The sequence below is a fragment of the Pseudomonas sp. B21-015 genome (genome assembly GCF_024749285.1).
Classification (GTDB): Bacteria; Pseudomonadota; Gammaproteobacteria; order Pseudomonadales; family Pseudomonadaceae; genus Aquipseudomonas.
The window spans coordinates 4,271,315-4,298,275 of sequence record NZ_CP087196.1; the positions used below are offsets into that span (position 1 = coordinate 4,271,315).

The 26,961-nt window shown below is 55.8% G+C and carries 30 protein-coding genes and 2 pseudogenes; 21 read left to right on the top strand and 11 right to left on the bottom strand.

Annotated elements, in window-relative coordinates:
* Positions 1-28: 28 nt before the first annotated feature.
* Positions 29-469, bottom strand: a complete 441-nt coding sequence (locus tag LOY38_RS19335) for a low molecular weight protein-tyrosine-phosphatase (protein WP_258696619.1) — start codon at positions 467-469, stop codon at positions 29-31.
* Between LOY38_RS19335 and LOY38_RS19340 the strand changes: the two genes are divergently transcribed.
* From LOY38_RS19340 to rfaH, 4 genes are all read left to right on the top strand, one after another.
* Positions 383-715 (top strand): hypothetical protein, encoded by a 333-nt coding sequence (locus tag LOY38_RS19340; RefSeq protein WP_258700829.1) that lies wholly within the window; start codon positions 383-385, stop codon positions 713-715. The genes LOY38_RS19335 and LOY38_RS19340 overlap by 87 nt on opposite strands.
* A 402-nt stretch (positions 716-1,117) precedes the next feature.
* Positions 1,118-1,951: a UTP--glucose-1-phosphate uridylyltransferase GalU gene (galU, locus tag LOY38_RS19345; protein ID WP_258696620.1), complete on the top strand. Its 834-nt coding sequence runs from the start codon at positions 1,118-1,120 to the stop codon at positions 1,949-1,951.
* Between the two features lie 76 nt (positions 1,952-2,027).
* The gene (locus tag LOY38_RS19350) at positions 2,028-2,459 is read left to right on the top strand and encodes a phosphomannomutase (protein WP_258696621.1); all 432 of its coding nucleotides are present in this window, start codon (positions 2,028-2,030) and stop codon (positions 2,457-2,459) included.
* Entirely contained in the window at positions 2,456-2,962 is a 507-nt protein-coding gene (gene rfaH / locus LOY38_RS19355; RefSeq protein WP_258696622.1) for a transcription/translation regulatory transformer protein RfaH, read from the top strand. The genes LOY38_RS19350 and rfaH overlap by 4 nt, the downstream gene beginning before the upstream one ends.
* A gap of 67 nt (positions 2,963-3,029) precedes the next feature.
* Here the strand turns inward: rfaH and LOY38_RS19360 are convergent, their stop codons facing one another.
* Positions 3,030-3,866: an undecaprenyl-diphosphate phosphatase gene (locus LOY38_RS19360; protein ID WP_258696623.1), complete on the bottom strand. Its 837-nt coding sequence runs from the start codon at positions 3,864-3,866 to the stop codon at positions 3,030-3,032.
* Positions 3,867-4,082: 216 nt separating this feature from the next.
* On the opposite strand from LOY38_RS19360, the gene LOY38_RS19365 reads away from it, so the two are divergent.
* Both LOY38_RS19365 and LOY38_RS19370 read left to right on the top strand, forming a co-directional pair.
* Positions 4,083-4,205 (top strand): hypothetical protein, encoded by a 123-nt coding sequence (locus LOY38_RS19365; protein WP_258696624.1) that lies wholly within the window; start codon positions 4,083-4,085, stop codon positions 4,203-4,205.
* A 70-nt stretch (positions 4,206-4,275) separates the two neighbouring features.
* Entirely contained in the window at positions 4,276-4,692 is a 417-nt protein-coding gene (locus LOY38_RS19370; RefSeq protein WP_258696625.1) for a hypothetical protein, read from the top strand.
* Here the strand turns inward: LOY38_RS19370 and LOY38_RS19375 are convergent.
* The 6 genes from LOY38_RS19375 to LOY38_RS19400 all read right to left on the bottom strand — a co-directional run bounded on the left by LOY38_RS19375 (position 4,686) and on the right by LOY38_RS19400 (position 10,244).
* Positions 4,686-5,588 carry a universal stress protein gene (locus LOY38_RS19375; protein ID WP_258696626.1) on the bottom strand — a complete coding sequence of 301 codons (903 nt, stop codon included), beginning with the start codon at positions 5,586-5,588 and terminating at the stop codon, positions 4,686-4,688. The genes LOY38_RS19370 and LOY38_RS19375 overlap by 7 nt on opposite strands.
* Positions 5,589-5,775: 187 nt before the next feature.
* On the bottom strand, positions 5,776-6,375 hold the full coding sequence (locus LOY38_RS19380; RefSeq protein WP_258700759.1) for a serine protease: 600 nt from the start codon (positions 6,373-6,375) through the stop codon (positions 5,776-5,778).
* Positions 6,376-6,711: 336 nt separating this feature from the next.
* On the bottom strand, positions 6,712-7,932 hold the full coding sequence (arsJ, locus tag LOY38_RS19385) for an organoarsenical effux MFS transporter ArsJ (RefSeq protein ID WP_258696627.1): 1,221 nt from the start codon (positions 7,930-7,932) through the stop codon (positions 6,712-6,714).
* A gap of 9 nt (positions 7,933-7,941) precedes the next feature.
* Positions 7,942-8,946 (bottom strand): ArsJ-associated glyceraldehyde-3-phosphate dehydrogenase, encoded by a 1,005-nt coding sequence (locus LOY38_RS19390; RefSeq protein ID WP_258696628.1) that lies wholly within the window; start codon positions 8,944-8,946, stop codon positions 7,942-7,944.
* 47 nt (positions 8,947-8,993) lie between these two features.
* A complete protein-coding gene (locus tag LOY38_RS19395; protein ID WP_258696629.1) occupies positions 8,994-9,356 on the bottom strand; it encodes a metalloregulator ArsR/SmtB family transcription factor in 363 nt (120 codons plus the stop codon).
* 138 nt (positions 9,357-9,494) lie between these two features.
* Positions 9,495-10,244: an EAL domain-containing protein gene (locus tag LOY38_RS19400; protein WP_258696630.1), complete on the bottom strand. Its 750-nt coding sequence runs from the start codon at positions 10,242-10,244 to the stop codon at positions 9,495-9,497.
* 248 nt (positions 10,245-10,492) lie between these two features.
* Here LOY38_RS19400 and LOY38_RS19405 point away from each other — a divergent pair, with 248 nt between their 5' ends.
* The 9 genes and pseudogenes from LOY38_RS19405 to yejK form a co-directional block, all read left to right on the top strand.
* On the top strand, positions 10,493-11,494 hold the full coding sequence (locus LOY38_RS19405) for an AraC family transcriptional regulator (protein WP_258696631.1): 1,002 nt from the start codon (positions 10,493-10,495) through the stop codon (positions 11,492-11,494).
* A gap of 1 nt (position 11,495) precedes the next feature.
* Positions 11,496-12,320: pseudogene (locus LOY38_RS19410) on the top strand (aldehyde dehydrogenase family protein); the annotation flags it as partial.
* A gap of 258 nt (positions 12,321-12,578) precedes the next feature.
* Positions 12,579-12,785 carry a hypothetical protein gene (locus LOY38_RS19415; RefSeq protein ID WP_258696632.1) on the top strand — a complete coding sequence of 69 codons (207 nt, stop codon included), beginning with the start codon at positions 12,579-12,581 and terminating at the stop codon, positions 12,783-12,785.
* Positions 12,786-13,067: 282 nt separating this feature from the next.
* The gene (tssI, locus tag LOY38_RS19420) at positions 13,068-15,095 is read left to right on the top strand and encodes a type VI secretion system tip protein VgrG (RefSeq protein ID WP_258696633.1); all 2,028 of its coding nucleotides are present in this window, start codon (positions 13,068-13,070) and stop codon (positions 15,093-15,095) included.
* A complete protein-coding gene (locus tag LOY38_RS19425; protein ID WP_258696634.1) occupies positions 15,092-15,940 on the top strand; it encodes a DUF4123 domain-containing protein in 849 nt (282 codons plus the stop codon). Before tssI ends, LOY38_RS19425 begins: the two co-directional genes overlap by 4 nt.
* Positions 15,937-16,731 (top strand): hypothetical protein, encoded by a 795-nt coding sequence (locus LOY38_RS19430; RefSeq protein ID WP_258696635.1) that lies wholly within the window; start codon positions 15,937-15,939, stop codon positions 16,729-16,731. Before LOY38_RS19425 ends, LOY38_RS19430 begins: the two co-directional genes overlap by 4 nt.
* A complete protein-coding gene (locus LOY38_RS19435) occupies positions 16,728-19,049 on the top strand; it encodes a lipase family protein (protein WP_258696636.1) in 2,322 nt (773 codons plus the stop codon). Before LOY38_RS19430 ends, LOY38_RS19435 begins: the two co-directional genes overlap by 4 nt.
* Positions 19,050-19,439: 390 nt before the next feature.
* Positions 19,440-20,620, top strand: a protein-coding gene (locus tag LOY38_RS19440; RefSeq protein ID WP_258696059.1) for an IS3 family transposase whose coding sequence is annotated in 2 segments (ribosomal slippage) — positions 19,440-19,704 and positions 19,704-20,620 — 1,182 coding nt in all. Because the reading frame shifts where the segments join, the coding sequence is not laid out codon by codon here.
* A gap of 7 nt (positions 20,621-20,627) precedes the next feature.
* Positions 20,628-21,470 (top strand): annotated as a pseudogene (gene yejK / locus LOY38_RS19445) (nucleoid-associated protein YejK); the annotation flags it as partial.
* A gap of 11 nt (positions 21,471-21,481) precedes the next feature.
* Here the strand turns inward: yejK and LOY38_RS19450 are convergent.
* Positions 21,482-21,667 (bottom strand): hypothetical protein, encoded by a 186-nt coding sequence (locus LOY38_RS19450; protein ID WP_258696637.1) that lies wholly within the window; start codon positions 21,665-21,667, stop codon positions 21,482-21,484.
* Between the two features lie 95 nt (positions 21,668-21,762).
* Between LOY38_RS19450 and LOY38_RS19455 the strand changes: the two genes are divergently transcribed.
* Positions 21,763-22,149 (top strand): hypothetical protein, encoded by a 387-nt coding sequence (locus tag LOY38_RS19455; RefSeq protein ID WP_258696638.1) that lies wholly within the window; start codon positions 21,763-21,765, stop codon positions 22,147-22,149.
* Positions 22,150-22,160: 11 nt separating this feature from the next.
* Here the strand turns inward: LOY38_RS19455 and LOY38_RS19460 are convergent, their stop codons facing one another.
* Positions 22,161-22,874, bottom strand: a complete 714-nt coding sequence (locus tag LOY38_RS19460) for a TIGR02391 family protein (RefSeq protein WP_258696639.1) — start codon at positions 22,872-22,874, stop codon at positions 22,161-22,163.
* Positions 22,875-22,971: 97 nt separating this feature from the next.
* Here LOY38_RS19460 and LOY38_RS19465 point away from each other — a divergent pair, with 97 nt between their 5' ends.
* Genes LOY38_RS19465 through LOY38_RS19475 form a run of 3 tightly spaced genes read left to right on the top strand, consistent with a single transcriptional unit; the run spans position 22,972 to position 24,001 of the window.
* Positions 22,972-23,259, top strand: a complete 288-nt coding sequence (locus tag LOY38_RS19465; protein ID WP_258696640.1) for a hypothetical protein — start codon at positions 22,972-22,974, stop codon at positions 23,257-23,259.
* Positions 23,260-23,306: 47 nt separating this feature from the next.
* Positions 23,307-23,639 carry a hypothetical protein gene (locus LOY38_RS19470; RefSeq protein ID WP_258696641.1) on the top strand — a complete coding sequence of 111 codons (333 nt, stop codon included), beginning with the start codon at positions 23,307-23,309 and terminating at the stop codon, positions 23,637-23,639.
* A complete protein-coding gene (locus LOY38_RS19475; RefSeq protein ID WP_258696642.1) occupies positions 23,636-24,001 on the top strand; it encodes a hypothetical protein in 366 nt (121 codons plus the stop codon). Before LOY38_RS19470 ends, LOY38_RS19475 begins: the two co-directional genes overlap by 4 nt.
* 348 nt (positions 24,002-24,349) lie before the next feature.
* On the opposite strand, the gene LOY38_RS19480 is transcribed toward LOY38_RS19475, so the two are convergent.
* Positions 24,350-24,913 carry a hypothetical protein gene (locus tag LOY38_RS19480; protein ID WP_258696643.1) on the bottom strand — a complete coding sequence of 188 codons (564 nt, stop codon included), beginning with the start codon at positions 24,911-24,913 and terminating at the stop codon, positions 24,350-24,352.
* Between the two features lie 120 nt (positions 24,914-25,033).
* Between LOY38_RS19480 and LOY38_RS19485 the strand changes: the two genes are divergently transcribed.
* Together LOY38_RS19485 and LOY38_RS19490 are read left to right on the top strand one after the other, a co-directional pair.
* Positions 25,034-25,246 carry a hypothetical protein gene (locus LOY38_RS19485; RefSeq protein ID WP_258696644.1) on the top strand — a complete coding sequence of 71 codons (213 nt, stop codon included), beginning with the start codon at positions 25,034-25,036 and terminating at the stop codon, positions 25,244-25,246.
* A complete protein-coding gene (locus tag LOY38_RS19490) occupies positions 25,246-26,358 on the top strand; it encodes a tyrosine-type recombinase/integrase (protein WP_258700760.1) in 1,113 nt (370 codons plus the stop codon). Before LOY38_RS19485 ends, LOY38_RS19490 begins: the two co-directional genes overlap by 1 nt.
* Positions 26,359-26,961: the final 603 nt, after the last annotated feature.

The window sequence follows — 26,961 nt, forward strand, 5'->3', positions numbered from 1 at the left end:
TTGATTACGATTCAAAAAGGAGTGGCCATCAGCGTGCTAGACGCTGTGCCCATGCGTGTACGGCTTCTTCGATCAACGCATAAGCATGCACAAAAGCAGGTTTGCCTTGACGGTAGGGGTCGCTGATTTCGCGATCGTCCTGCCATTTGCCCAGCAGTAACACCTTGCCTCGCGCCTCAGGGGCAATGTTGAGCACCCCGCTGACATGCCGTCGCTCCATCACCAGAATCAAGTCCGCCTCGCTGACGGCTTGAGACGTGAGTTGGACGGCCTGGTGCTCATGGGGCAGATGACCATGCTCCTCGAGTACAGCGTGTGCCGTCGGCTCGATGGGTTTGCCTGCCAAGGCGGCCAGACCAGCCGAGCTGACCTGAATATCGGAATGGACAAGTGCCCCGCGCAGCAAATGCTCCGCGGTGGGACTGCGGCAAATATTGCCGACACAAACAATCAAAACCCTTTTAAGCAAGATAACCTTCCCCGTCTTGTCAACATTGGCGGTGACCTAGCACTTGCCGAACATAAGAGCTTTAAACTACGAATGAATTCAGGTATTTACAAACCCGGTAACTGCAGAAGAAACATTAAAACAATCGATGCGTATTTATTACCATGGCACCTAAACCACCCCCAACTTTTTCTCCAGACAAAAAATAACATTTCGCTTTCAGGCACTGAAAATAACAGTTCAGGATTTTATCCAGACAATTTCTAACAGTTGCCGTTTTCCCGCGTTCGTTCAATCTAAATTACACCGAAATAGCGAATGGCTAATGTATAGCTGTTCCGCTAGTGCATTGCCAGGGTGTCGGACATTCGGTTAGTAGTTGGGTAAAGGGCGCCTTGGGCAATAACTTTGTTTACAGCGGATTGCGTCAGGAACATGCCATGGAACAACCGGGCATGCTCGCCGGCCACCCGATATTCCCCCTGCCCGCGCCTGACGAGAAACATGGCGCACGGGCCTTTCGTTGCCCCTGTAGCGTTGCGAACATTTTTCTCGAGTGATCGGGCCATTTCGAGCCCGCACTCCTCAGCGTGACCGGTTCCGACATCCGGATCGAATCTTTCCTACTGCCATCAGCCACTCCATCAGTCTACTTTCAAGGACGCTTCCATGATTCGTAAATGCCTGTTCCCCGCTGCCGGTTATGGGACCCGCTTTTTACCCGCCACCAAGGCCATGCCGAAGGAGATGCTGCCGATCGTCAGCAAGCCGCTGATCCAGTACGCCGTCGAGGAAGCACGCGACGCCGGCCTGCAACATATGGCCATCGTCACCGGCCGCGGCAAGCGCGCGCTGGAGGATCATTTCGATACCAGTTACGAGCTGGAACATCAGATTCGTGGCACCGATAAGGAAAAGTTCCTGCACGGCACTCGTGAGCTGATCGATACCTGCAGTTTTTCCTATACCCGTCAGGTGGAGATGAAGGGCCTGGGGCACGCGATTCTCAGCGGCCGCTCGTTGATCGGTGATGAGCCATTCGCCGTGGTGCTGGCCGACGATCTGTGCCTGAACCTGGAGGGCGATGGGGTGCTGGCGCAAATGATCAAGCTCTACGAACAGTTCCGCTGTTCGATCGTGGCGATCCAGGAAGTGCCCCATGAGCAGACCCAGAAATACGGCGTGATTGCCGGCGAGTTGATTCGCGAGGGTATTTACCGGGTCAACAGCATGGTCGAGAAGCCCCGTCCGGAAGACGCCCCGTCCAACCTGGCCATCATCGGTCGATACATTCTGACCCCCGATATCTTCGACCTGATTGCTGACACTGAACCTGGCAAGGGCGGTGAAATCCAGATCACCGATGCGCTGATGAAACAGGCCCAGAACGGCTGCGTCCTGGCTTACAAATTCAAGGGCCGACGTTTCGATTGCGGCGGCGCCGAAGGTTACATCGAAGCCACCAACTACTGCTTCGAACACCTGCATCAGAACACCCTGTGACGGCGCTACCCCCTGACAAGCGTGTGCTTAACCGAATCGATTTTATGGTCTTTATTACCCTATGGACGAAGCCTCTATGAATACGTTGAGCGGTTTCAAGGCAGATGACAGTCGCCCCCCGTATGGCGCTGACCTTAAACACAACCTCGCCTACCTGATCGTGCGCGCCTATGCGTCGGAACTGATTTTCCCCCGCGTGCAGAAGCCGCCAGTGCTGCTGGTGGAGCGCATCGGCGCTTTCCCTTCTTCCGGGGACATCCATCGTCACGTCAAGGATGGCCCCGCACTGCTGGCATGCATCAAGCAGCGTTACGCCGCCGATGCCCTCGACATCAACGAGTGTGACGGACTGAATCTGGTCTTTGCCGACTGGCGCTTCAGCTTGCGCCTCTCGGACCAGGGTTGCGTGGTGTGCCTGGCCGTGAAAAGTCGTGGCGACAGCTCGTTAATGCAGCGCAAGACCGCCGAATTGCTGGAGCAGATCAACGCAGAGGAGGCCTCTAAATGAACGCGATTGCAGAACACGCCACCAAAGCCTGGTATCTGCTCCAGTGCAAACCCAAACAAGATGAGCGCGCCGAAGAACATTTGCAGCGCCAGGGCTATGCCTGTTTCCGCTCGACCTACAGACGTGAGCGCATTTTGCGGGGCCAGCGTAAGGTGATCAGCGAGTCGCTGTTTCCGGGCTATCTGTTTATTCAACTGAGCCTTCAGGACAGTTGGGGTCCGCTGCGCTCGACCCGCGGTGTTTCGCGAGTCGTCGGGTTCGGCGGTCAGCCGCTGCCAATCCGCGATGCGCTGATCGATGAACTCCAGGAACGGGACAGTCAGGCGATCGTGACAACGTTGTTGAGACACGGAGATACCGTGCGCATCAATGAAGGCCCGTTCTGCGATCTCGAAGCGGTGTTCCTGGCCATGGACGGCGAGGAACGGGTGCTGCTGATGATGAATTTCCTGCAGCGTGAACAGAAAATCAGCCTGCCACTGGCGCGGGTCAACAAGCTTTAGATACTTTCAGCAGCCCACACGTGGCGAGGGAGCTTGCTCGCTCGCCACAAAGGCAGGCATGGAAAACCTACACCCCTTCCGAGAGGTGGTTCCAGTCGACCCAACCCAAAAACCACGTCGCCAGGATCAGCAAACCGAACGCGATCCGGTACCAGGCGAACACCGCATAACTATGGTTGGCGATGAACTTGAGCAAACCGCGCACGGCAATCATCGCGAAGAAGAACGCTGCCAAAAAACCCAGAGCAAACACTGGCAAGTCGGCGGCCTGGAACAGATCGCGATACTTATAGCCCGAGTACACCGCGGCCCCCACCATTGTCGGCATCGCCAGGAAGAACGAAAACTCGGTAGCCGTCTTGCGTGACAGGCCAAACAGCAACCCACCGATAATCGTCGATCCCGAGCGCGAAGTGCCGGGGATCATCGCCAGGCACTGTGCACAACCGACTTTCAAGGCATCGGTCCAGCGCATCTCGTCCACATGATCGATCACCACCACATGCTCGCGTTGTTCCGCCCACAACATGATGATTCCGCCAATCACCAGCGCCACGGCCACAGTGATAGGGTTGAACAGATACTCATGGATCTTGTCGGCGAACATCACCCCCAGGACAACCGCCGGCAGGAAGCCGATCAACAAATTAAGACTGAAGCGTTGCGCATTACGCTGGGTCGGCAAGCCGGTGGTGATGTTCAGAATCTTGTGACGGAACTCCCAGACGACCGCCAGAATAGCCCCCAACTGAATAATGATATTGAACGCCATGGCTCGCTCACCGCCAAAGTCGAGCAAGTCCGCGGCAATGATCTGGTGTCCGGTACTGGAGATGGGCAAAAACTCTGTGAGCCCTTCAACCAATCCTAAAATCGATACTTGCGTGGTGGTCCAGAAGTCCATTAATCCCCCGTTAGTCCCTCTCAGCCGAAAGGTCTGTTGATGATGCCAAGCCTCTAAATCCTGATCGCGATTAAACCTGTCGGACCAACGCAGGATTAAAGCGCACTCTCCGCCCGCTTTTGCCAAACGTTATAAAACGTCCATGACAGGGCTATCGCCGCGTATACGGCTCCCGCTCACCTGCTACGCTTTCCTTTCTTGACTGGAGGAATAACCATGCCAGACGATCCTGTCCCCGCCCTGCTCGACCGTATCAACCAGAACATCACGGCCCTCGGCTGCGCCATGGATGAGATTGGTCGCTGTGTTTCGGGACCTGCGGCTGCCACTCATCGTTAGATCGTTGACGTTTTGAGTTTCGACGCGCGCAATGTCCACCCCAAAAATGATCGCCCAGAGAACACTCCATATGGCAAAGATCACAGTGCTCGCCGGTGATTTCCCGCAGTGCGACGGGGAGTATCACTCGGGTACCATTACGCTCAAGACAGCCCTTAAACCACGACTGGGGAAAAGTTTCCCGGTCTCGGAATTCAAAGATCTGACGGTCCAGAACACGGAGTCCAACAAGAATATAAAGAGCGCCATAGGCTTGGGCATTGCAGGCGCGATGTTGCTGGGCCCAGTTGGCGCCATCGCCGGCTATCTGCTCGCCGGCAACAGCACTGAAGTGACCTTCATGGCCACCTTGAAGGACGGTGGAAAGCTCCTTGCGGCAACCGATTGCGATACCTACCGGGATATCTCGGCACATGCCCTCAAAAAATCCCGCTCCAGCCGCCGAGGCGCTCTTAGCGAGTCATTGAACAACGGATCCATTCACTGATCCACTTGCCCCGTGACCGCGAAGATGTTGCAGGGCACTCGATACAGCACATGCTCCGTCGTACTGCCCACCCAGTTGCCCAGTCCCTTGCGATGCGCATTGCCCATGACGATCACATCGGCCCGATGATGCGCTGCAAAGTCAGCCAGCGCTTTGCCAGGCGGCCCTGCAACGAAGTGTTGTCGCTCGGTGGGCACGCCAAAGTGGTCGGCCAAGGCGATGAATGACTTATGCAGAGACTTGCGCACATCGCTGCTGAAGCCTGGCATTGTCACGGCTCCGGCGCCTGCATCGGACATATGAGTCAGCGATAGATCGTAGGCATGCAGCAGATGCAACTCCGCATTGCATTGCATCGCCAATCCGTTCGCCGCCTGGATAATGCGGTCGTTGATGCCGGTGATCTGCGTCTCGGGGCGCGACGGATCGACGGCCGCCACTATCACCCTCGGCAGCGGACACCTGACTTCACTGACCAGATGGACAGCCACCGGACATTCGCGCAACAAGTGCCAATCCAGAGGCGTGATGAACACGCGCTTGAGCGCCGACTCGTGCTGCACGTCCTTGATCACCAGGTCCGCCGGCATTTCTGTTACATGCCGAAGAATCTCTTGCAGTGCGTTGTGCGTTATCAGCACTTCGGTGCTCACCGCGATGCCGCGCCCACGGATCAGATCGGCCTCATCTTTCAGCCATTTTTCGTTCTCTTGCTGACAGACCTCACGAAACCGCGCACCTGTGCTCATCAAACCCAGGAGGTGGGAGTCTTCGATAAACACTGTGATGTGCAGCGCGGCACCGGTGGCTTCGGCAATGGCGACAGCTCGCTCCAGCGCCGGGGTGTGACGCATGGCTGGACCGGCTATCAGAAAGAGTCGTTGATATTGGCTCATGTAACACCTCCAGACACTCCGGAAAATCTAACTCCCCCAGCGCTCTCACCTGCCACACCACGACGAATTGCTATCGCCTCAACGACCTGGATCGACACTATCAATATACGCCAGGATTGAATAAGCGAGTGATTGACGTGCCACCTCGCACCGAATCCGATGATCCGGATTCGGTGATGACCCGACGCTACTTCTGCGCATATTTCGCGCCGTGCGGATCATTAAGCTGTACCTGCATCAGCCGCCACTCACGCTGAATGATCGAGTACGGGATAAAGATGCTGATCCGCTCCGCGCCCTTTAACCCAGGGTGAAAACTCACATCGTGAAGTGTGGTGGAGAAAAAACCGACATTAACACCGACAATGTTGCCGTCACTGGCGATGACGGGCCCACCCGACATCCCCTTGATCATCGGGGCATCATGGATGGCATAGCGTTCTCCGCTGCCTTCATCACTGTTGATGAAAGGCGCCGGATACACCTTGCCTTGCCCGCTGACCGTTGTCATATACGGACTCGTTCCCACGGCAGTGATGTGCTCACCCACGCGCGGTGCGCGCCATGACGGATAATGGCCGTCGGCCTTGTGCTTGATGAAGACCAGGTCGCAGCCGGTGCTGCAGCTGTATTTCACGTTGCGGATGAGCGGGGTGTGGCGGGTGGTGACGGCGTAGTCCTCGTTCCATTGCACGGCCGAGGCCGTGTACAGATAGGGCAAGGGAAAGCCTGAGAAGACTGAGAAATATGAATCATTGGCAGGTCCCGACAAGTCGGGTTTTACCATACCGTTGCATCCTGCAAGAACAGCTCCTATTAAAAAGTAGGCCATGACTTTAATCATGATGTTCACCGACTTATAAGGAGATTTTAGTTTTTGTCGTGTCAGTTTTTTAGTGATGAGATTGTTGTAGTTTTCCTTGATGCCTGAACGGGTTGGTAATGTATGGCTTAGATTGCAATAGTGCGTATGAATTAATTGTACTAAGCGCAATCGCTTTTCGATCCATATAAAAAACTGCAAATATTTGGCGCCTGAAAAATGTCAGGAGCGCCAAAATAAATAGAAATGAAAGTTGCACTATGACGAGTAAAACGCGTGAAACAGCGCCTCCAGAGCGATTTAGATCACTTTGGAATGCCTCGGCAACCTAATGGAAATCAGTGCCGCGAATATAACAAATGCGCTGGATATCCATAAACACGCTCCCAGCCCGAAGACCTGAAAAACCCAGCCAGAGAGCACGGTGCCGATCAGTCGTCCCATGGCGTTGGACATGTAGTAAAAGCCCACGTCCAGCGACACGCCGTCTTCCTTGGCGTAGGACACGATCAGGTAGCTGTGCAGAGAGGAGTTCACCGCGAACAGCGCACCAAAAATCATCAATCCGCCCAACAGCACCCATTGTTGCGATAACCCGGTGTTCAGCCCCAGAGCGATTGCCGCGGGAAAGCCTGCCAAAGCAAGCGCCCAAACAAACGCAGCGCGGCCATCTGGGACATGTCCTCGTTGCTTGCCGGTAATCCGTGGCGCGAACGATTGCACGATGCCGTAGCCAATCACCCAGGCCGCCAGGAATCCACCGACCTTCCAGAAATCCCAGCCAAAGACACTGCTCAAGTACACCGGTAAAGCCACCACAAACCAGACATCGCGGGCACCGAACAGGAACATTCGTGCTGCCGACAAGATGTTGATGGCACGGCTCTTGGAGAGGATGTCGCGAAACCTTGGTTTGGCTTTCGCCTTGCCCAGATCCCTTTTTAACAGGATCACGCTACTGAACCAGATCAGCGAAAGAACAGCGGCCATGGCCAGCAACGCCCCTCTGAAGCCGATCAGGGCGAGCAATGCCCCACCGAGAAAGAAACCGACACCCTTGAGGGCATTCTTCGAGCCGGTGAGGACGGCTATCCATTGATAAAGCTTGCCCTGTTGCCCGTCGGGCACCAGCAGTTTGATCGAGCTTTTGGCGCTCATCTTGTTCAGGTCTTTGGCGATCCCCGACAGCGCCTGAGCCCCCATCACCCAAGGGATCGTCAGCCAGGCCACTGGCACTGTCAGCATCAACAGCGCCACAACCTGCATCCCCAGCCCGATGTTCATGGTTCGGTTCAGCCCCAGACGCGCACCAAGATAACCGCCCACCAGATTGGTGATCACGCCAAAGAGTTCGTAGAACAGGAACAACGCCGCGATGTGCAGCGGGCTGTAGCCCAACGCGTGAAAGTGCAGCACCACCAACATGCGCAAGGCACCGTCGGTGAGGGTGAAGGCCCAGTAATTGCCCGTCACGAGCAGGTACTGCCGCACTGGCGGCGCGAGGGCTGACAAGGCTTTCATCAACGCTCCTTAAACAGCCAGGCCAACCATTCTGGCCAATTCGACGGTGCGGTTTGCGTAAGCCCATTCATTGTCGTACCAGGCATAGAGTTTGATCTGGGTGCCGTTGATGACCAGGGTCGACAGCGCATCGATGATCGAGGAGCGCGGGTCGGTGCGGTAGTCGATGGACACCAGTGGACGCTCCTCGAAACCGAGGATGTCTTTGAGTTCGTTCTCGGACGCATCCTTGAGGAACTGATTCACTTCGCCAACCGTGGTGACGCGCTCGACCTCGAACACGCAATCAGTCAGCGAAGCATTGGCCAACGGCACGCGTACGGCGTGACCGTTCAGACGCCCGCGCAGCTCCGGGAAAATTTCGGCGATGGCGGTGGCCGAGCCGGTGCTGGTCGGGATCAGGCTCATGCCCGAAGCCCGCGCACGGCGCAGATCCTTGTGCGGCTGATCGAGGATGCTTTGTGTGTTGGTCAGGTCGTGGATGGTGGTGATCGAACCGTGGCGAATGCCCAGTTTTTCATGGATCACCTTAACCACCGGCGCCAGACAGTTGGTGGTGCACGAAGCCGCGGTGACGATGCGATGTACGGCCGGTTTGAACAGCTGATGGTTGACGCCCATGACGATGTTCAGCGCGCCCTCTTCTTTCACCGGAGCGCTGACCACCACGCGCTTGACGCCCTGGTCCAGATAAGCCTGAAGCACCGCGACGGTCTTCATCTTGCCGCTGGCTTCGATCACCAGATCGCAGCCCGACCAATCGGTATCGGCAATCGCCTTGTTGGCGGTGACCTTGATGCGTTTGCCGTCGATGACAATGCAGTCACCCTCGGCGCTTGCCTGATCATTCCAACGGCCATGCACCGAGTCGAAGTTCAGCAAGTGCGCATGCGTCGCCGCGTCGCCTGCCGGGTCGTTGATCTGCACGAACTCAAACTCCGGCCAGCGCCACGCGGCGCGCAGGGCGAGGCGACCGATGCGGCCAAAACCATTGATGCCCACTTTGATAGTCATGTTGAGGTGCTCTGTTGCTGTTGTCAGGGAGGGTGCTTTGGAAATCATCAAGCCGGGCAGCAAGCCGCTGCCCGTTCAGGACGGTCGCCCATTTGTTCAAGGCGTTTGGCATCCGGGCTCAGCCAGTGCTTGTTGGCTTCGAGCACCACGGTCAGCACCTGATGCACCCAGTCAGGAAGATTCGGGTGCAGCCGGTAGTAAACCCACTGGCCTTGCCGACGGTCCGCCAGCAATCCGCCTGTGCGCAACTGTGCCAGGTGCCGGGAGATTTTGGGCTGGCTCTCATTCAACGCACAGGTCAGCTCGCAGACGCACAGCTCTCCCTCACGGGCGATGAGCAGCATAATGCGGACCCGGTTGTCGTCAGCCAGGCATTTGAAAACAGTGGTCGGCGTCAGAGGGGCAGCCATTTCGGTTCTCGGGGTTTGGGCTTTGCGTCACAGTGGAGCGTCAGCTTATATGCGTTTCCCCGAATATATGTTTTTTCGCATGTACGGTAAAGCACCAGCGGTCAATCGTCGTAAGCGCCAGACTGCCCCGGACCGCTTCTACAACAATATGGGTTGCAGCAGGCAGCGCGCGCCCAACGCATCAATCTGCGGACGACCGAATAGATAACCTTGCCCCCACTCGCTGCCGCAGGCGGTGGCAAGAGCGCGGTCGGCTTCGGACTCAATCCCTTCGATGATCACGCACGGCGCCAGGGTCTTGCACAGCTGCACCAGGTGGCCAAGGGTCTGGGCGTTGTTGGTTTCCAGGCGTGCACGCTGGATGTAACCCTGATCAATCTTGACGATGTCCGGCCGGGTCTGGCGAATGAATTCCAGGGTGCCCAGACCCGCGCCAAAGTCGTCGATGGCCACCCGGCAGCCAAGTTCACGCAAGCACAGAACGAACTCGATCGCCGCCAAGGTGCTGGGCGGTGTGGCGCTTTCGGTGATTTCAATCACCAGCCGCGCGGCCACCGAGGGGGCATCACGCAACTGCGCGAAGATCTCCTGCCAGTAGTGGTCGACGATGGCACTTTGCGCAGAGATGTTGCAGCCCAGTCGCAGGTGCTCGTCCAGCAGCAAGCTGTCGATCACGCCATGCACCACACTGCGGTCGAGCTCACGCATCAGTTGGTGTTTCTCCAGCATCGCAAAGGGATAGACCCCGTCTCCCAGCGCATCGATATGCCGCAACAGCCCTTCCTGGTACAGCACCCGATTACTGTCGGGCAACCAGACCACCGGCTGAAACGCCAGCACCAACCGGCCGAGTGCCAACTCACTGTAAAAGTTTCTGACTCTGTGCATGACACATCCGTGGACAAAGCAGCGGCCTGCCGCCGGTTGAGTGTGACCAGGCCGAGCGGCGCTCCTGCGACTGCAAGGGTTGACTGCCGGCCATAATCCCCCCGCCTCACTGCGTCAGGAAGTGTTCCCGGATACCTTTCGTTTGTCCTCGGAAACGTGGTTGTCCCGTTAATCGACTGTGGTCATTTGTTTATTGCGATCATGCGCCGCTCGCGCGATATCACTTAGCTATCAGCCCAGGAAGAACCATGCACAGAATGACTAGCGCCAGTTTTCGGGTGCTTGCCGATGTCTTGACCGACGGAGGTGCAAACGTAGAAGCCTTGCTCAAGCAGTTCGACAGCAGCGAGGAGGTCTTTGCAAACCCCAAGGGAGTCGGGCTGGAGCTGGTCTATAAGGTGATGGCAGAAGCGGCAAAGCGTACCGGCAATCCGGACATCGGCCTGCTGGCCTATACCCGGGCGCACCCGGCCAATCTGGAGGTGCTCGGTTATGCAGTGATGTCCTGTGCCACGCTGGGCACTGCCCTGCAACGTCTGGTGGACTATCATTCACTGATCAGCAACGGCTTTTGCATGTGCCTGGAACGCAAACCCCGGGCGCTGAGGCTGATCGGTTTCGACATCAGCATGGAGCCGTCGCTGACGCCCCGCCCGTTCATCGACGCTGGTGCCGCGCAAACCCTGGGGCTGGTCCACTGGCTGTTGCCCAAGCACAAACCCCAGCCCCTGGCAGCGACCTTTACCTACCCCGAACCCGCAGACACCACCCGACTGGAACGCTTGCTGGGCAACAACCTGCTGTTCGACGCGCCGTACAACAGCCTGACGTTCAGCATCGACGACTGCTCGATTGCCTTGCCCACCGCCGATCCGGCACTGGATGTCTTGCATGTCGAATACGCTCGCGCGCGTTTGAACGTGCTGCTCAACGACTCGATGACCGCGCGGGTTCGGCGGGTGCTGTCCGAACGCTTGGCCCAAGGCGTGCCCAGCGACCTCGACAAAATCGCCCAGGTGGTCGGGGTCAGCGCGCGCAGCCTGCAACGGCGCCTGAGCAATGAAGACATGCACTTCTCCGCGCTACAGGACGAGGCGCGGCTGATGCTCGCGCACAACTTCCTGCGCAACTCGGTGCGCAGCGTAAAGTACATCGGCGCGTTGCTGGGTTTTCGCGATCAGAGCAGCTTTCATAAAGCCTGCCTGCGCTGGTTCGGCATGACCCCGGGGCGCTATCGCGAAGAGTCCTGACCCTGCCATGCTGAGCGCCGAACCGACGATGGTCGAGGGTGGCAAGGCACGCATTGAATATCGCCCGCTCGGCCCGATTCTCGCCGTGATGCCGTGGAACTTCCCGATCTGGCAAGTCCTGCGCGGCGCCGTTCCAGCGCTGGTCGCTGGCAACACCTACGTCCTCAAACATGCACCCAACGTGATGGGCTGCGCCTATCTGTTGCGGGATGCCTTCAAACACGCTGACTTTCCCGAAAGCGTTTTCGAGGTCATCAATGTCACGCCGGACGGCGTCTCCACGGCAATCGCCGATCCACGCATCGCAGCGGTGACACTCACCGGCAGCGTCCGGGCCGGCATTGCCATTGGCGCACAGGCCGGTGCGGCCTTGAAAAAGTGTGTGCTGGAATTGGATCGTCAAGTTCGCGACACCCTGGAAGAAGGCGCGACATTGCTGATGGGTGGCAAGAAAGCTGAAGGCCCCGGCAACTTTTACGAGCCCACCGTCTTCGCTGACGTCACCGACCAGATGACCTCATTCAAACAGGAACTGTTTGGCCCGGTGGCCTCCATCATCACCGCACGCGATGCCGCCCATGCGCTGGAGTTGGCCAATGACAGCGAATTCGGACTCGCTTCAACTATCTACACAGGTAATGTTCAGCTTGCGGAGCAGATGGCTGGTGAACTGGAAACCGGTGGCGTGTTCATCAATGGCTACTGCGCGACGGACCCACGTGTCACGTTTGGTGGTGTGAAGAAGAGTGGTTTTGGCCGGGAGCTGTCGCATTTTGGGGTGCGGGAGTTTTGTAATGCGCAGACGGTTTGGTTGGATCGACGCTGATTGCATCAATAACCAAGGCGTCAAAACCGAGACAAATAAAAAGGGTCGCGAGATAAAATCTCGCGACCCTTTTGAATTATAGGGGCGGGATGGAGTGATTCGGACACTCGTCCCCCGGCGCCCCATGCTGGGGACTGGACTAACAGCAGATCGATGCGGTGCCGATGCCCACGACCGAGGCTGTTCGTCTGTGTTCTGGTGGCCGATACTCTGAGCTAGCAACTGAAGGCAAGTACTGCCCTGCAGAAAGGTTACTCAATGCTGAAGAAACAGCTGGAAAGCAAAGCAGCGACTGCGGCTGAAATTGAGCGCTCCATCCAGGCCCTGAACAAAATGGCAGAACGCCTTTGGGGTGATGGCCGGGAAGCTGAGGCGAAGGCCCTCCTTGATGCGTTGGACGCACTAAACCGGGCGCTTGATCGGATCCGGATTGGAGAGAGTCGAAGGATTTCGACTCTTCATTAAGAAACAGGTAAATGCCGGGCACCGGGTTTTAAAACTGGAAAATGGACTTTCACTTCGACCATATGTAAAGCGCACAGAAATGAACTCAGCATCATTTTCACTGTCCCTGTCGTTCACAGAAAAAACATTCTGAATATTTGGAAATTTCTGAAACATTTTAGAACGTTTCCTACATCAATTTTTCTGCAGCCTTGTTAGCGTGCTTGGAAATTTGAGCTTGTTTAGGCTAGGTATGGCCTGGACATCGCGTTTTGCCTCCTCTCTCAGCTTAAGGATAAGCGTATGTTTGCGCCGGCCAATGCTGCGCACTTCACGTTACTGATTCCCTCTGTTCGTAACGACTTCAAGGTACTGGCCTTTCACGGCTCTGAAGCTATCAGCAGCTTGTACGCTATCCATGTTGAACTGGTCAGCGAGTACCCTGATTTCGATCTGGAGAGCTTGCTCAGCCAGTCGGCTTTTCTCCAGTTTGGCCTGAATGGCGAAGGTATACATGGGCGTATCGAAGATGTTTTCGTGGGGGAAGCGGGTAAACGCCTGACCCGTTATCACCTGACCTTGGTGCCGGCGCTGCATTACTTGCAGTTCAGCCACAACCAGCGGATTTTCCAGCACCTGACGGTGCCGCAGATAGTGGCCCAGGTGCTCCAGGGGCATGGTCTTCAGGCTGATGCGTACGCCTTTCATGTCAGCACCAGCCCAGAGCGCGAATACTGCACTCAATACGGTGAAAACGACTTCGAGTTCATCCAGAGGTTATGCAGTGAAGATGGTGTTTCGTGGCACCACCAACACAGCCAGGATGGCCACCTGCTCGTATTCACCGACGATCAGACCTATTTCCCCAAGCTGGGGGACACGCCCTATCAGCAAGGCGCTGGACTGGCGGCGGATCATCCGGTCGTCAGCCAGTTCTCCATGCGCTTCAGCACCCGTACCAGCACGGCCACGCGCCGGGGCTATGATTTACAACGCCCAAGCCTGCTGCTGGAAAGTCGAATGGCGGTCGAGGCCACTCCTGCGCTGGAGGATTATCGCTATCCGTTGCTGATCGAAAATGAAAAGCTCGGCAAACAGCTGGCCCGGCAAGCCCTGGAGCGACACCGTAGCGACTACCAGTTGGCGGAGGGTAAAAGCGACCAGCCGATCCTGCGCAGTGGCCACTTCTTTACTCTGACCGAGCACCCTCGCAAAGCGTGTAACGAGTTGTGGCTGTTGCTCAGCGTGACGCATGCGGGCAAGCAACCTCAGTCACTGGAGGAATCAATCACCAGCGACGTTAAACCCGAAGACGGGTTTACCCAAGGTTACCGCAACAGCTTCAGCGCGATTCCCTGGGATGTGTTCTACCGTCCGCCGCTTGTCACGCGTAAGACAGTGTTGGTGAGCCAGACTGCTCGTGTAACGGGACCTGTGGGCGAAGAAATCTTCTGCGACGATTTTGGGCGAGTCCGCGTCGAGCTGCCCTGGGACCGCGCTGAACTCAACAGCGACAAGAGCAGTTGCTGGCTGCGAGTGTCGTCCAGTTGGGCGGGAGAAAACTTTGGTGCAGTGACCATCCCGCGGATCGGTATGGAAGTGGTGGTGACCTATTTAGAAGGCAACCCCGACCTGCCGCTAATTACCGGGTGCGTGGTGAATAAGGTTACCCCCACGCCATATCCCTTGCCGGCGAACAAGACCAGGACCGTGTTGCGCAGCCACAGCTCGCCCAGTTCAGGTGGTTTTAACGAGCTGATGATCGAGGACCGCGCTGGTCAGGAAAAAGTCTACCTGCGCGCCGAGCGTGACTTCGAACAACTAATCCGCAACGACAGCACCAGCCAGATCGACAATGACCGCGCTGAGCAGGTCGGGCGCAACAGCACCAGCCTGATCAAGGGCGATGAAACCCACACCACCGACGGTCAACGCAACACCGTGATTGGCGGCAACGAACTGATCTCCATCACCGGCAACAGCAGCACCACGGCGGATGGGACACTGGTGATCAAGGCTGGCTCGCAGGCCCATGTCACCGCCACCAACGTGGTGATCAATGCCGGTGCAACCCTGACGCTTTCAGCCGGAGGTCAACACATAGTGATCAGTGCCGGTGGCATCTTCAGCAGCGTACCCATTGTGTTGGGTGGTGCGCCGGTGCCCGGTATAGCGCCACTACAAGCAACAGAGGCGCTGGCCAGTGAGCTGCCCACCATCATCCTCAGTCCGCAATCTCTCGTTTTAGAGACCCAACAAAAAGCGACTGACTACTGCCCGCTCTGCGAGGCTTGTCGCGATGGCCTGTGCAGTATTGGAGACAACGCATGAGCACGTTGGAGCAATGGATACACGAACAGTCCGCGACAGGGCGGCGCTTTTACTTGGTGCTGGATTCCCTCGGGCAGCAAGATGAACGCAATACGTTGGTCAGCGAGCTGGGAACTCAGCGCTACCGCAACCTGTACATTGGTACTCCAGCTGAGTCGCTGGCGAAAAACGGACCGTACCTGTTTGAGCTCGATTCGTTTGATATCCCGGCGCTCCGGACGTTGCTCTCGTCGCCAGAGCGCAACTGGGGTTGGCTGGCCAGCGCTGAAAACACTGATCTCGACGTGCTGAGCGCCCATTGGCGAGAGCGTCTGGTGACGGGTGAGCGCCCCCACCAAGCCGTCTATCGTTTCCACGATAACCGCGTATTGGCACGTGCGCTGGCTTACCTGCAATCTGAACAGCGTCCAGAGTATCTGGGATCGATGGCCAGCGTCTGTTATTGGCAGGTTGAGCAATGGACGATCACTGACAACCCCGCGCCCAGTCAGTACCCTCTGCCAACAGACCCCGCCTGGTGTCATACCCCTATGCCCGAAGCCACATTCAAGGGCGTACAGTTCGACAACACGCGGCGTTACCTTATCCGCGAGCACACCGACAACTTGCTCAGCCTGGCACAGGAGCAGGACATTGATACTTGGCTACGCGGCCAGTTCGACCTGGCGCACACCTGGGGTTGGCAGGAACCGGACAGCATTCATTTTTTGCTGACGCAAAGCTTGCAGGCGCCGGACTACGCCCCACCAAAAAGCTGGCTACCCCAGCCAAACGAAACCCCGACGATGCACTTTGACCGGGTTTATCAGGAAACGCTGTATTGGCAGGGAGATGCCTCCGTATGAAACGTGTCATTCACAGTTTGATCCTTGGCAGTTGCATGGCCATGACCGTCGGCTGCTCAGCCACCGGCAAGTCCGACACCTTTACTTTTACCGCTGACCTGCCACCGAACTTTGCTTATGTCGCGTCCGTGACTTACGTGCCGGTCCCCGGTCAGTCCTGCGACTTGGGCAAACGTGACAACCTGAAACCGCAGTTCAACCGTGAGTGGCGAACCGAATATAAGCCTGATACGCAGATCGAAATACACCGCACCCGCAAAGGGTGCGAGTTGGTGCTGGACAAAATCCAACTCGACATTAACGCGAGTTACGGTAAGGACCGAGGTGATTTCGGCGGAGATTCGGGGCTTATCGTAGTGAAGGATTACCTCGACTCCCGCGACAAGGGCACCTTCAACGCAGCCGGAGAAAGCCAGTTTTCGGGTCAGTGCCAGTGGTTGTTCCGCACGATTGGCCCTAAGCGCTACATCACCAAAATTCTTGACTGCAAAAACACCGATGCCCAGGGCAATGTCACCAAAGGTCGTCCGTTTGCCGCGTATACCCTCGATCAGTTGCCGGGCAAAACCGTGAAGTTGAAGATCAAGCTGGCCGATGAGGAAAAGCCCGCTATCGGCGACACCTGGGTCAAGGTGCCCGGTGGCTGGAAGAGATGTATGGGCGACAATTTTGAAGACCAATATGCATTTTGCTATGGCAATTACAAAGACTTCAGCACTTTTAAAATGGTGGATGAACGAATCTGCACCATTTATCCCGGCTGCACCGAAAACAAGGAGGTAACTCCATGAGCGTTGTTCCCCTGAAAGACGGTGACAAGCCGTCCTTTGACGGTCGTATTCATACCTGCCCGTTACGTGGGCACTCGACCAGTTTTCAATTGGTGGATGAATTGGGTGACGGCAAACCCTATGCCGGTTTGGCCTACGAGGTCACCGATTACGAGAATGTCAGCTACACCGGCAAACTAGATGCGTCCGGATCCGGCAAGGTGGATAACCATTATTGCGGCCCGGTGGTGCTCAAACTTAATCAGCCATACCAGGGAAGCGAAAAGGCTTATACGTTTTTGCGAGAAAGACCACACTACCCGCTGCCCATCACCGAACTGCAAGTACGGGCCGAAAAAACCCGTTTTTTTAATAAGTCGGGCGCCCGCACAGAAGCCAATCCGGCACAGGGCGAGGCTATTACCTTTTACCAGGTTGAAGTGCGCGAACTGGTGGACCATTCGGCGCATCTTCCCCCCATAGTGCAGCGCCATTTTCCACCCAATACCCATGTGTTTTCGTTGTTTCGGCAAAAAACTCAGGTCAAAAACCCCAAGACCCAGCAGACTGGCTTCATTGATGGTGGAAAGAACGTGGACGTCACGCCGTATGATTCGGCTATGGCGGAGCTGGGGAATGCACCGCCTGCACGCACACCGCTAGGCGTCGCCCTCATGCCGAACCGGCACACCGTGCTGGAGGTGCGTCCGCTACGCGCCTTGCGCCCAATGCTATCGCCTAGCAACGATTTCTGTGCACTCAACCTCTACCAACTGGCGCTGATGTCGACTCTGAGTTACAGCGACTTTGGACAGCAGCCCACCTCACTCCCGGTAGAAAACGACAGCGTGAGCTTTCCCTTGCAACCGAGCATTGGCAATTGGTTTGGTGACGCTCTTTCAAAATTTGACGAGCTTTGGCAGGTGGATGCAGCGCAGGCGGGGAGCAAAGCCTATTACCCTCTGTATGAAGAGGTGCCGTACTCCAAACGCCTGGAAATGGTGCCCTTCGACCCAGAGCTGTACTCGGAAGTTAATAGCCCAAGCCTAGGTGAAAAACAGGAAAATCCGGCCAGCATTCACTGCTTTGATGACAGCGCATTTGACGATGGCACCGATACCCAAGCCTTCATCACCCACCACGATACGCTGATTTTGATCTCGATCCGGGGCACCGCCGGTGGGGCGGATGCCCTGCGCGACATGGATGCCACTCAAGTGCCCTTTGGCGAATGGCCTGGCAAAGTGCATAGCGGATTTTATGGTGCAGCTAAGGTGGCCTATGATTTTGTAGACCGTTACCTGGATAAGTTTTACAACGGGCAAAAGCTGGTCATCACCGGGCACAGCCTGGGCGGGGCGATTGCCCTGATAGTGTCTGAAATGCTGCGACGTAATAAACGATATGCAGCTGACATTGTGCTTTACACCTACGGTTCCCCACGGGCTGGTGACAAAGTCTTCGTTGAGGGGGCTTCGCCCCTGATTCACCACCGCACCGTCAACCACAACGATCCGGTGCCAAGCGTTCCGTCGACATGGATGGACACGTCCACCAAGCGAGAGTACATCGCACAGGGTGTCGTTACGGTGATCAGTCCGCCTGTCGGGGTGTCATGGTTTGCGTTGGGCATGATCAACATTACCGGTGAGCCTTATACCCACCACGGTACTCTGCGACACTTTATGCCGGTCAACTTTGGAGCTGGCAAAAAGTCCTCGATCCTCTGGATGCCAGGTTGCAGCACTATCAATGACCACGGCTGTGCCAAAGCGCTGAAGGCAACCGACGGCCTGCCGGATCGCGGTTCATTCCTACGACAAATTGTTGATAATGCCGACCACAAAATGGTCCTCAGCTACATTCCAAACTGCTGGGCCAGCCTACGCCGCTGGCAGGAAGCTCAAGAATTCAATCGCACATTAGTTACTGACAATGAATTTGAACTGGTGGATGGGGCGTTAAAGAACGTCCAGCGGCAATTGCTCACTTTGGAGAGACGCCTGGCGGCGAGCCCCGACAGATATGTCGATAGTCAAGCAGCGACGAAGGCCGCCCTTCAACAAGAAATCGAGAACATAGGCACAACGCGGACGCGACTGGACATTTTACGTGGCGAGCCTGTCACCGAGTCCCATGTGTATGGTTTATTCGCTGGACTGCCCGAACTGATTGAGGGCGATTTGCCTCGTTGGAAAGCTCATCCGGAGAATACAACTCAGGAACAGCTGGCAATGTCCCCCCCACCAGCCTACGACGATGACCGGGCGATAGCGGCGATAACGGGTGGCCACACCGTGGGAGCCCCTTGCTACCTGGATATTGATTCGATTGCCTAGCTCTTATACCCACAGACAGCGCGTCTCTCATGTTGCTGTGAGCTAGAAGAAACGCCCCCAATACTCCCTCGACACGCCGGGCTCCGACAGAGTTTAGACCCGGCGAGATCGGGTGGAGGAGCTGGTCACAGCCGTTACCGCCAGAACAATAGAGCAAACTTAAGCCTGCGCTACGAAAAACCAACGCGCTGATAAACATCCCCGGGCACGACGATCTGCCGGATTACGATCCGTTTCCTCCGGTGAGCCCGCGCACCGAGGACGACCGGTTTATCCACTAAATTCTCCGTGAAGAATTCAAGTTCAATGTCCAACACCCATGCTCCTGCAGTGGTCTAATTTCCCCGGACACCTCGATAGGTGGAGAATGCATCTATCGAGGATTTTTTCATGACTGGCAAACGCAGAACATTCGACGACAGCTTCAAACTGCAAGTGGTAAAGATGATCAAGGACCAGGGACTGGCCGTTCCGCAGGTCTGCCGCGACCTGAATATTGGTGAGACCGCCGTCCGGCGCTGGGTGCAGCAGTACGAGGCTGAACAGCTGGGAGATGTCGGAATCGGCAAACCGTTGACTGCTGAGCAACAACGTATCCGGCAGTTGGAGCAGGAAAATCGCCAGCTCAAGATGGATAACGATGTATTAAAAAAGGCTACCGCCTTCTTTGCCCGCGAGCTGAAGTAACGTATCGCTTGGTTCGGCAGCTGCAACAGAAGGCTTATTCGGTGGCGCATGTCTGTCGGCTGCTGGGCATCAGTCGATCCGGGTTCTACGAAGCCAACAAACGTGCTGAAGTGCCAACATCAATTTGTCCCATGGCTCTGCAACTCAAGGCATCGTTTGCCGCAAGTGGCGGCTGTTATGGCAGTCGTCCGTTGCGTAAAGTGTTGCACGCCAAGGGCATGGAAATAGGCCTTTATAAAATTCGTCGCTTGATGCGTGCCAACGGTCTGCGTTCGGCTTGGAAGCGTAAGTTTGTGCATACGACAGATAGCAACCACGACCTGCCGATTGCTGAAAATGTATTGAATCGCCAATTTGAACCTGACGCAGTAAACAAAGCTTGGGTGGCAGACATTACCTACATCCGGACCCGAAGCGGCTGGTTATACCTGGCCGTGGTGCTGGACTTGTTCTCACGCAAGATAGTCGGCTGGTCCATGGCCCCGAACATGCCGGCTGAGCTGGTGTGTAGTGCAATGCAACTGGCGATTGCTCAGCGTCAACCACCACCGGGTCTGGTCGCCCACTCGGATCGTGGCAGCCAATACGCGAGCGCAAGCTACAGAGCGCTGTTGGCAAGAAATGAAATGCAGCAAAGCATGAGCCGTAAAGGTAATTGCTGGGACAACTCAGTGATGGAGCGCTTCTTCCTGAGTTTGAAAATGGAGCGGGTATGGCGGCGTGATTACGCCAACCACGCCGAAGCGATACGTGACATCACTGAATACATCGTTGGGTTTTACAACAACGAGCGGCTGCACTCGAAACTGGGATATCTGCCACCGACCGTTTACGAACGGGCAATGGCGTCTAAACCTCCTATCGAGGTGTCCGGAATTAGTTGACCACTACATCTTCCATGCCGAATCGGGTGCCCACCCTTTAAGTGGCTGGCTGGGCAAGTATCTGGCCGGCACCGAAGACTTCACGGAGTTCAGCAATGTAGCCGTCGAGCATCTGACAATGCTCATGGAAGAATCCAACCTGTCGATAGGTGGCAACGTCCTCTTCTGCCATTACATGCAAGGCATGACCGACTATTTAGTCATTGCCCTGGTGCAGGAAACCGAAGCCGTACTGATGACCGACGGGCTGACACTGATGCCGATCCGGCGCCTGGATCTGGACCACATCCAGTTGGCCGCGCGGATCAACCTCAGCGAGTGGAAAAGCAACCCAGCGTCGCACCAGTACATCTCATTCATCAAGGGCAAGAACGGCCGCCGGGCGAGCGAGTACTTCCGCGACTTCATCGGCTGCCAAGAGGGTGTCGACGGACCAGGTGAAACCCGCACCCTGCTCAAGGCATTCAGTGACTTCGTTGAAAGCGAAGACCTCGGCGAGAATTCAGCTCGCGAGAAGACCAACACACTTGTCAGCTATGCGATAGCCCAGGCCAAGCTCGGCGAGCCGATCACCATTGACGAGCTATCCGAAGTGCTCAATGACGATCAGCCAAAAGCGTTCGCCGACTTCATCCAGGATAAAGACTACGGCCTTTCAGCCTCGATCCCGCCGGACAAGAAGACCCTGAACAAATTCCGGCGCTTCACTGGTCGGGCCGATGGCCTGTCGATCAGCTTCGAGCAGCATCTGCTCGGCTCGAAGGTGGAGTTCGATGAAGCCGACGGTACGCTGACGCTTCGCGGACTGCCCCGACAGCTTACCGATCAGCTCAAGCGCGCAGCCGCCTGACCCACCCTCACCTATTGCGCTGATGGCTCAGTAAATTGGTCAATCGCCTTCCTGTAGGTGGCAAGGTCAATGATCTGTCGTAAGCAAATGACGACCTCCAGTTTCTGCTTGTCGTCGGGAATCCCCAACCGCTTCAGCATCATTTGAGCGTCTTCCTCGATTGCAGCGAGTGCATCGATATCGCTTTGCAGTCTCATGCCGGTCTCCCGTCTGGCTGAATTCGACATAGATACATAGACCACAAACTCACTTCACGCCAGCCGGCGAGGCAGGCGCTTGTTTGGAGAAACTCATGAGCACATTCGCAGTGTTTGGCATGACCCGCCCTGTCGCCTTCGCCGAAGCAAAAAAGCGCATCAAAGGGACCCGCAAGAATCTTCAGGCGCCAGGCGGCGTCGAGCAAATCCCGCTTGCTGAATGGCTAGTCTTGGTCGAGAGGAAGACCGAGCAAATAATGGGGGGTACGGTTCGGCAACTATCCCCGCTGTTTGATGCGCCTCAGTACGCCGAGCAGTTCATCGAGCTGGCCCGCAAGACGCTCCAATGCCGCGATATGCGGATCAGGTCAAAGGCAGTGCTGACCGACACCAAGGGTAAGCCGATCATCAACCCTAAAACGAAGGCGCCAAAGGTCGGCTTTGCTGAATGGCCACCTAAACAGGAAAGCCAAGCCGCCTGAGACGCCCTCACCTATTGCGCTGGAGTCTGTGCGTTTGCGGTTAAAGACGTTTCAGCCAAAAGCTCCAAATCCTTAATCAGCGTGTTTGCCATTTCCACAACGCCCCGCGCTTGAGAAAATGTTGGCTGATAGTCGCCATGATTTAGCTTGTTTCGATATGAGGCATAAAAACCCGCTACCAAATTGCGATAGGCAGTTTTTTCATCCTGCGGTAGCACTACCGGATTGGAGCCCAGGCCTTTTGTGAAAATGTCGTTCACCAAGTTTTCCCCGTCAGTTCCATCTGGGATTCCAAATATCCTTCGAAGGCGCGAAGAGAGCACTGGAAAGGTTGCTCGAATCACTGAGGCATAGTCTTCAATTTCGAAAAGCCTTGATGTTGCCTGCGCCAGGCGAGCATCTAAATGATCCGGGGTGGACGCCTGGAGCAACAGAAAGTCGGCGAAACTGGGCAGGTCTCTGTAAACAATATCGATTGCATCACTCTTACTAAAAACCTTCTCGCCGCGCCTCAAATACCTTTCCATGAAAGTCATATGCCGACCAAGGGCGCGACAGTTGTCCCATCCAGGGTCTGTCGTATCCACCAGCGGTTTAATTCGATTTGCGAAAAACTCAAACCGCCTCAATAGGCTGGGCTCATCCTCTTCATCCCAATTCTGAAGAATTTCCAAAGCACTTTTATATGCCTGGTGATACTCATTGAGTTGACTAATTCCGACCATAGCGTCTCCCCATTCCGGCACGTGCCGGGCAATCAACCAATAGCCCAAAAACACCTATCACGCCACCGCCCGGGCATGACCCGGCATAGGACGCCCCATGCCCACAGAAAACAATGCCACCGCCCGCGACGAGCGACTGGTCACCCTTCCGTTGTGGATTATCGAGGCCGTGCGCGCCGAGGTGCGGCTTGAGGTGCATGTCTGGACGGAGATGGAAAAGCGGGTTGAAGAATCGTTGGCTCGCGACGACCAGGTGCTGCCCTGCGATGTGAAGCTTCCACCCTGCACACTGTTCTGCAAAGGCACCAAGGTCAGCACGCTTATGCTCGGAATCCAGCAACGAGCCAGTTACCCGGCGCACGCCCGAGAGTTCGTAAAGCAGTAACTCCCTCCCCCTTCAAAGTCAGCCGCTATAGCGGCAAAGGAACAGTCATGCCCGAAGAAACTGTTTTGATTGATTCGCTTCCGGTCCATCGCGATACAAACGGCTGGTGGTCGCACCCTGGCTACCTCTCGGAGTTCGACGACGAAATCACCGAAGAGCAGTTCAGCGACTGGTGTAACCGCCACCAGGTGGAAACGAAGATCACCTACATGGAGAGCGACGTATCGACCGACGTGTTCAACGTCTACATGGAAGAAGGCCAGGTCGATTGTTCGGCGTGGGAGATCCAGCATCCCACCGAGCCGGGCTGGTTCATCCTGTCGATCCATGACGCCGAGGATGGCCCTGTCTGCATCTGGGGCCGGCGGGTGACGTCATGAGCGGCTGCGGCTACGAACATGGCGACTGGGAGTGTCGCGAAGGCGGGTTTCTGTTTGATGCTGGGTCTGGCGAAGGCTGGGACCCGCAAGATGAAACGTACATTTGTCCGCACTGCCGGACGCGGGACTACCTAGATGCGGCGAAAGATGACGCCGAGTCGTGCAGCAAATGGTCAAACTGCGGATCAAGCGGGACCGGTCTGGACATTTGGGCCGGCGCCGAATCCAGGGCACTGATTGCAAATGAGCCGGCGGCTCGAAAAGCGCTGAGTGAAATTGGTGTGGTGGGAACTCTCGTTACAGACCAGAGCACCGATGGATATTCCGTCGTGCTCTGCAACACGCAGCAGGTGACGCCATGATCCTCCTACCAATCGCAGCGCCGCTCTACATGCTCTGGCTCATCTACAAGGGGCCGAGGCGATGACGCACCTAGCTATTTGAGATCTGAGAAGCGGAACATCAATCGCCGCAACTAACTTAGTAGCTCGCTCTATTTATCAGTAGTAACTTCGTCATTAAACCGGTCTTCAAATAAGGACCATTGATGAAGTAAGTAAGCGATTTTAGGATGGGACACGGGCGCCCGAGCACGAATATCTTTTTCTACCAGTGTAAGCTGGTTGAAAATATCCGTCTTTCGATTACGATAATATTTCCACTTTAGGAAAATACTTATTAAATCAAACGCAGGCAACCCATCAAACCCTCTAGTTGCTTACTCCATCATATTTCATACCAGAAAAAATACTATTCAGAAAACGATAAGCACTTTCAGAAACAACAACTCTAGGATAGCTTGCCAGTTTGCTCTCGATTGCATAAGCCTCGTTCATAGCCGACCCAAACAAGGCCCCACCTCTCTTATGCACTAGCTTTCCAACTGTCATCCCACCACGCATTAACATGCCAAGGTTGAAAAAAAACGCAATTTTAATTATAGCGAGAGACCGAAATAACAGCTCACAAGATGCTGGATTGTTCATTGGTGCAGAAATAACAAAAGAATCAGAAAACTGCGTAACCACCAAATCATAATCACTATCTAGCCGAGCTATAACTTCATCCCCATAAATCTCGCCCGCAGAATTTAAGCCCCTGCCAGTCATATAAGGAACACTTCCATACATAAATCTTTCGAAGCCACCATCTCTGAACTCTTCGAAAACTTCGAAAAGCCTTTTCCTTACTTCGTCCTCCTGCTCCGATTGATCAATTGCATCTTTGAAGCCCAACAAGTCAATAAAGCAGATTAAACGCTCTTGGTACTCCATAGATACTCCTCAAAAAACATCACTTTACATGAATTTTATGATGAGTTTTCAAGCCCAAAGCGAATAACCGACTCTTTACCCCCCTCACCTTCTGCCGCCACGCGCGGCATGGAGCATCCAATGAAAAAAGAACTGATCAAGATCAGCGAGTTTCAGCGCCGGCGCTGGGGCGAAAACGGAACCCCACCCTGTCCCCAGGCGATCCGCAATCATATCCGCAACGGCATGGTCCCCGGCGAGCAGATAGGGAAACTCTGGTACGTTGACTGGACCGCATTCAACCGCTCGGACGGGAACGACCTGGTGGCGATGGTATTGAAAGGAGCTGCATGATGGTCCCACGGCCGCGCAACAAGGCGAACAAGAACCTCCCGCAGAACCTGTACTTCGATTCGCGGCGCTCGACCTATCGCTACCGGCGGCCTACCGACGGTAAGTGGTTTCAGTTCGGCAGCGACCGAATCAAGGCGATCGACGCCGCGAAACAGTTGAACCTGGAGTTCATACGCGGCGCAGACCTGATCGGCGCCGTGATGGGCAGTTCATCCGAGTCATTCGCTGGCTTCCTCGATACCTACGAGCGCGACGTTCTACCACCGCGCGAACTGGCAAAAGGAACTCTGGGCCTGTACGCGGTGCATTTTCGGCGTTTCCGGAAGCACTTCGAAGGAAAGGGCATCGACCAGATCACCATCCGCATGATCGCGGAGATGCTGGACACCCTCACCCCCCGCACGGCCAACCAGTGTCGGGCCCTGCTGATCGACATCTTTAACCACGCAGCGGCCAAGGGTCTTTGCCCAGATAATCCGGCGGCCAGCACCATCAACCGGATCGAGAAGAAGCAGCGCAAACGGCACACGATTGAAGGCCTGAAAGCTATCCGGGAGAAATCGCCGGTCTGGCTGCAGAACGCAATCGACCTTGCACTGATCACCGCGCAACGCCGCACCGACATCCTCAACATGCGATTCGATGGTGTTCGGGAAGGGTATTTGTATGTGGTGCAACAGAAGACGGCCAAGGCCAGTGACGCGGCGTGGATCCGGTTCAAAGTGACCGAAGAGCTTCAGACCGTGATCAGCCGATGCCGGGATGATATCGCCTCCCCTTACCTAGTCCATCGCCGTCCCGATCGCCTGAAACAGAAACAGGCGCAGACGAAGGATCACTGGACGCAGGTTGAAGAGCGGTATTTGACGCGGGCCTTCAAGGAGGCTCGGGAGTTGGCGGGTTGTTACAAAGGATGGAAGGAAGAGGAAATGCCGGGCTTCCACGAAGTGCGAGCGCTGTCGCTGCACCTGTACCAAAAAGCCGGAAAGGACGGGCAGAAAATCGCTGGCCATGCGAGCGAGAGCATGACCAAGAACTACCAGAAAGACCACGCAGAAATCGTCTGGTCGGAGGCAATTCCAGACCTGAATATCAGCGAAATCACCGGGTAGTTTTTGTGAGTTAGCAGCGGATTTGGCACCGACCAGGACCTTGCAAGAGATTCCGAGCTGACCGCTAGAGGCCGCGGCCGACGGATCTTTCGAGGGTTCAGCGGCACTCAATCGGTGCCAACTACCTGCAAAATGGTTTGTCACCAAACCAGCAAGAAATCGGGTCAATTTGAGGTCTGTTTGGCACTGCGGTTTGGGCCCAAAAACGTCGAATTTGGAGGTATGAGTCAGGCTCTCGGACGCGATGGTTTGATTCCAAATCGGCCCCTGGGCCTTGTGATCAAAGGGCTCGGCCGGCGACTAGAGACCTTCCACAGACCTGGCGATTGCCCAACCACCCTCCCCGCCCCCCCCGCGCTCTGTTCCGTTTCCCTAGCGCACAATCGGAAGTCCGGCTTTCGCTGCTTCCGTTTGTCTTCAAAGGCACGGCCCGCGTGACGTACAGCCGGTTTCGATGATTTGGGATGGTGACCTTTAAGAACGAAGAATCGGAACTGAGCTTCCAGGGTTTAGCGTCGCGGAGCGGGTGAGGGAAAACGCCCTAATTGCCCGGAAACAAGGCGTTAGGCAAGACCATCTGACATGCGAAAAAGCTGAGAAAGG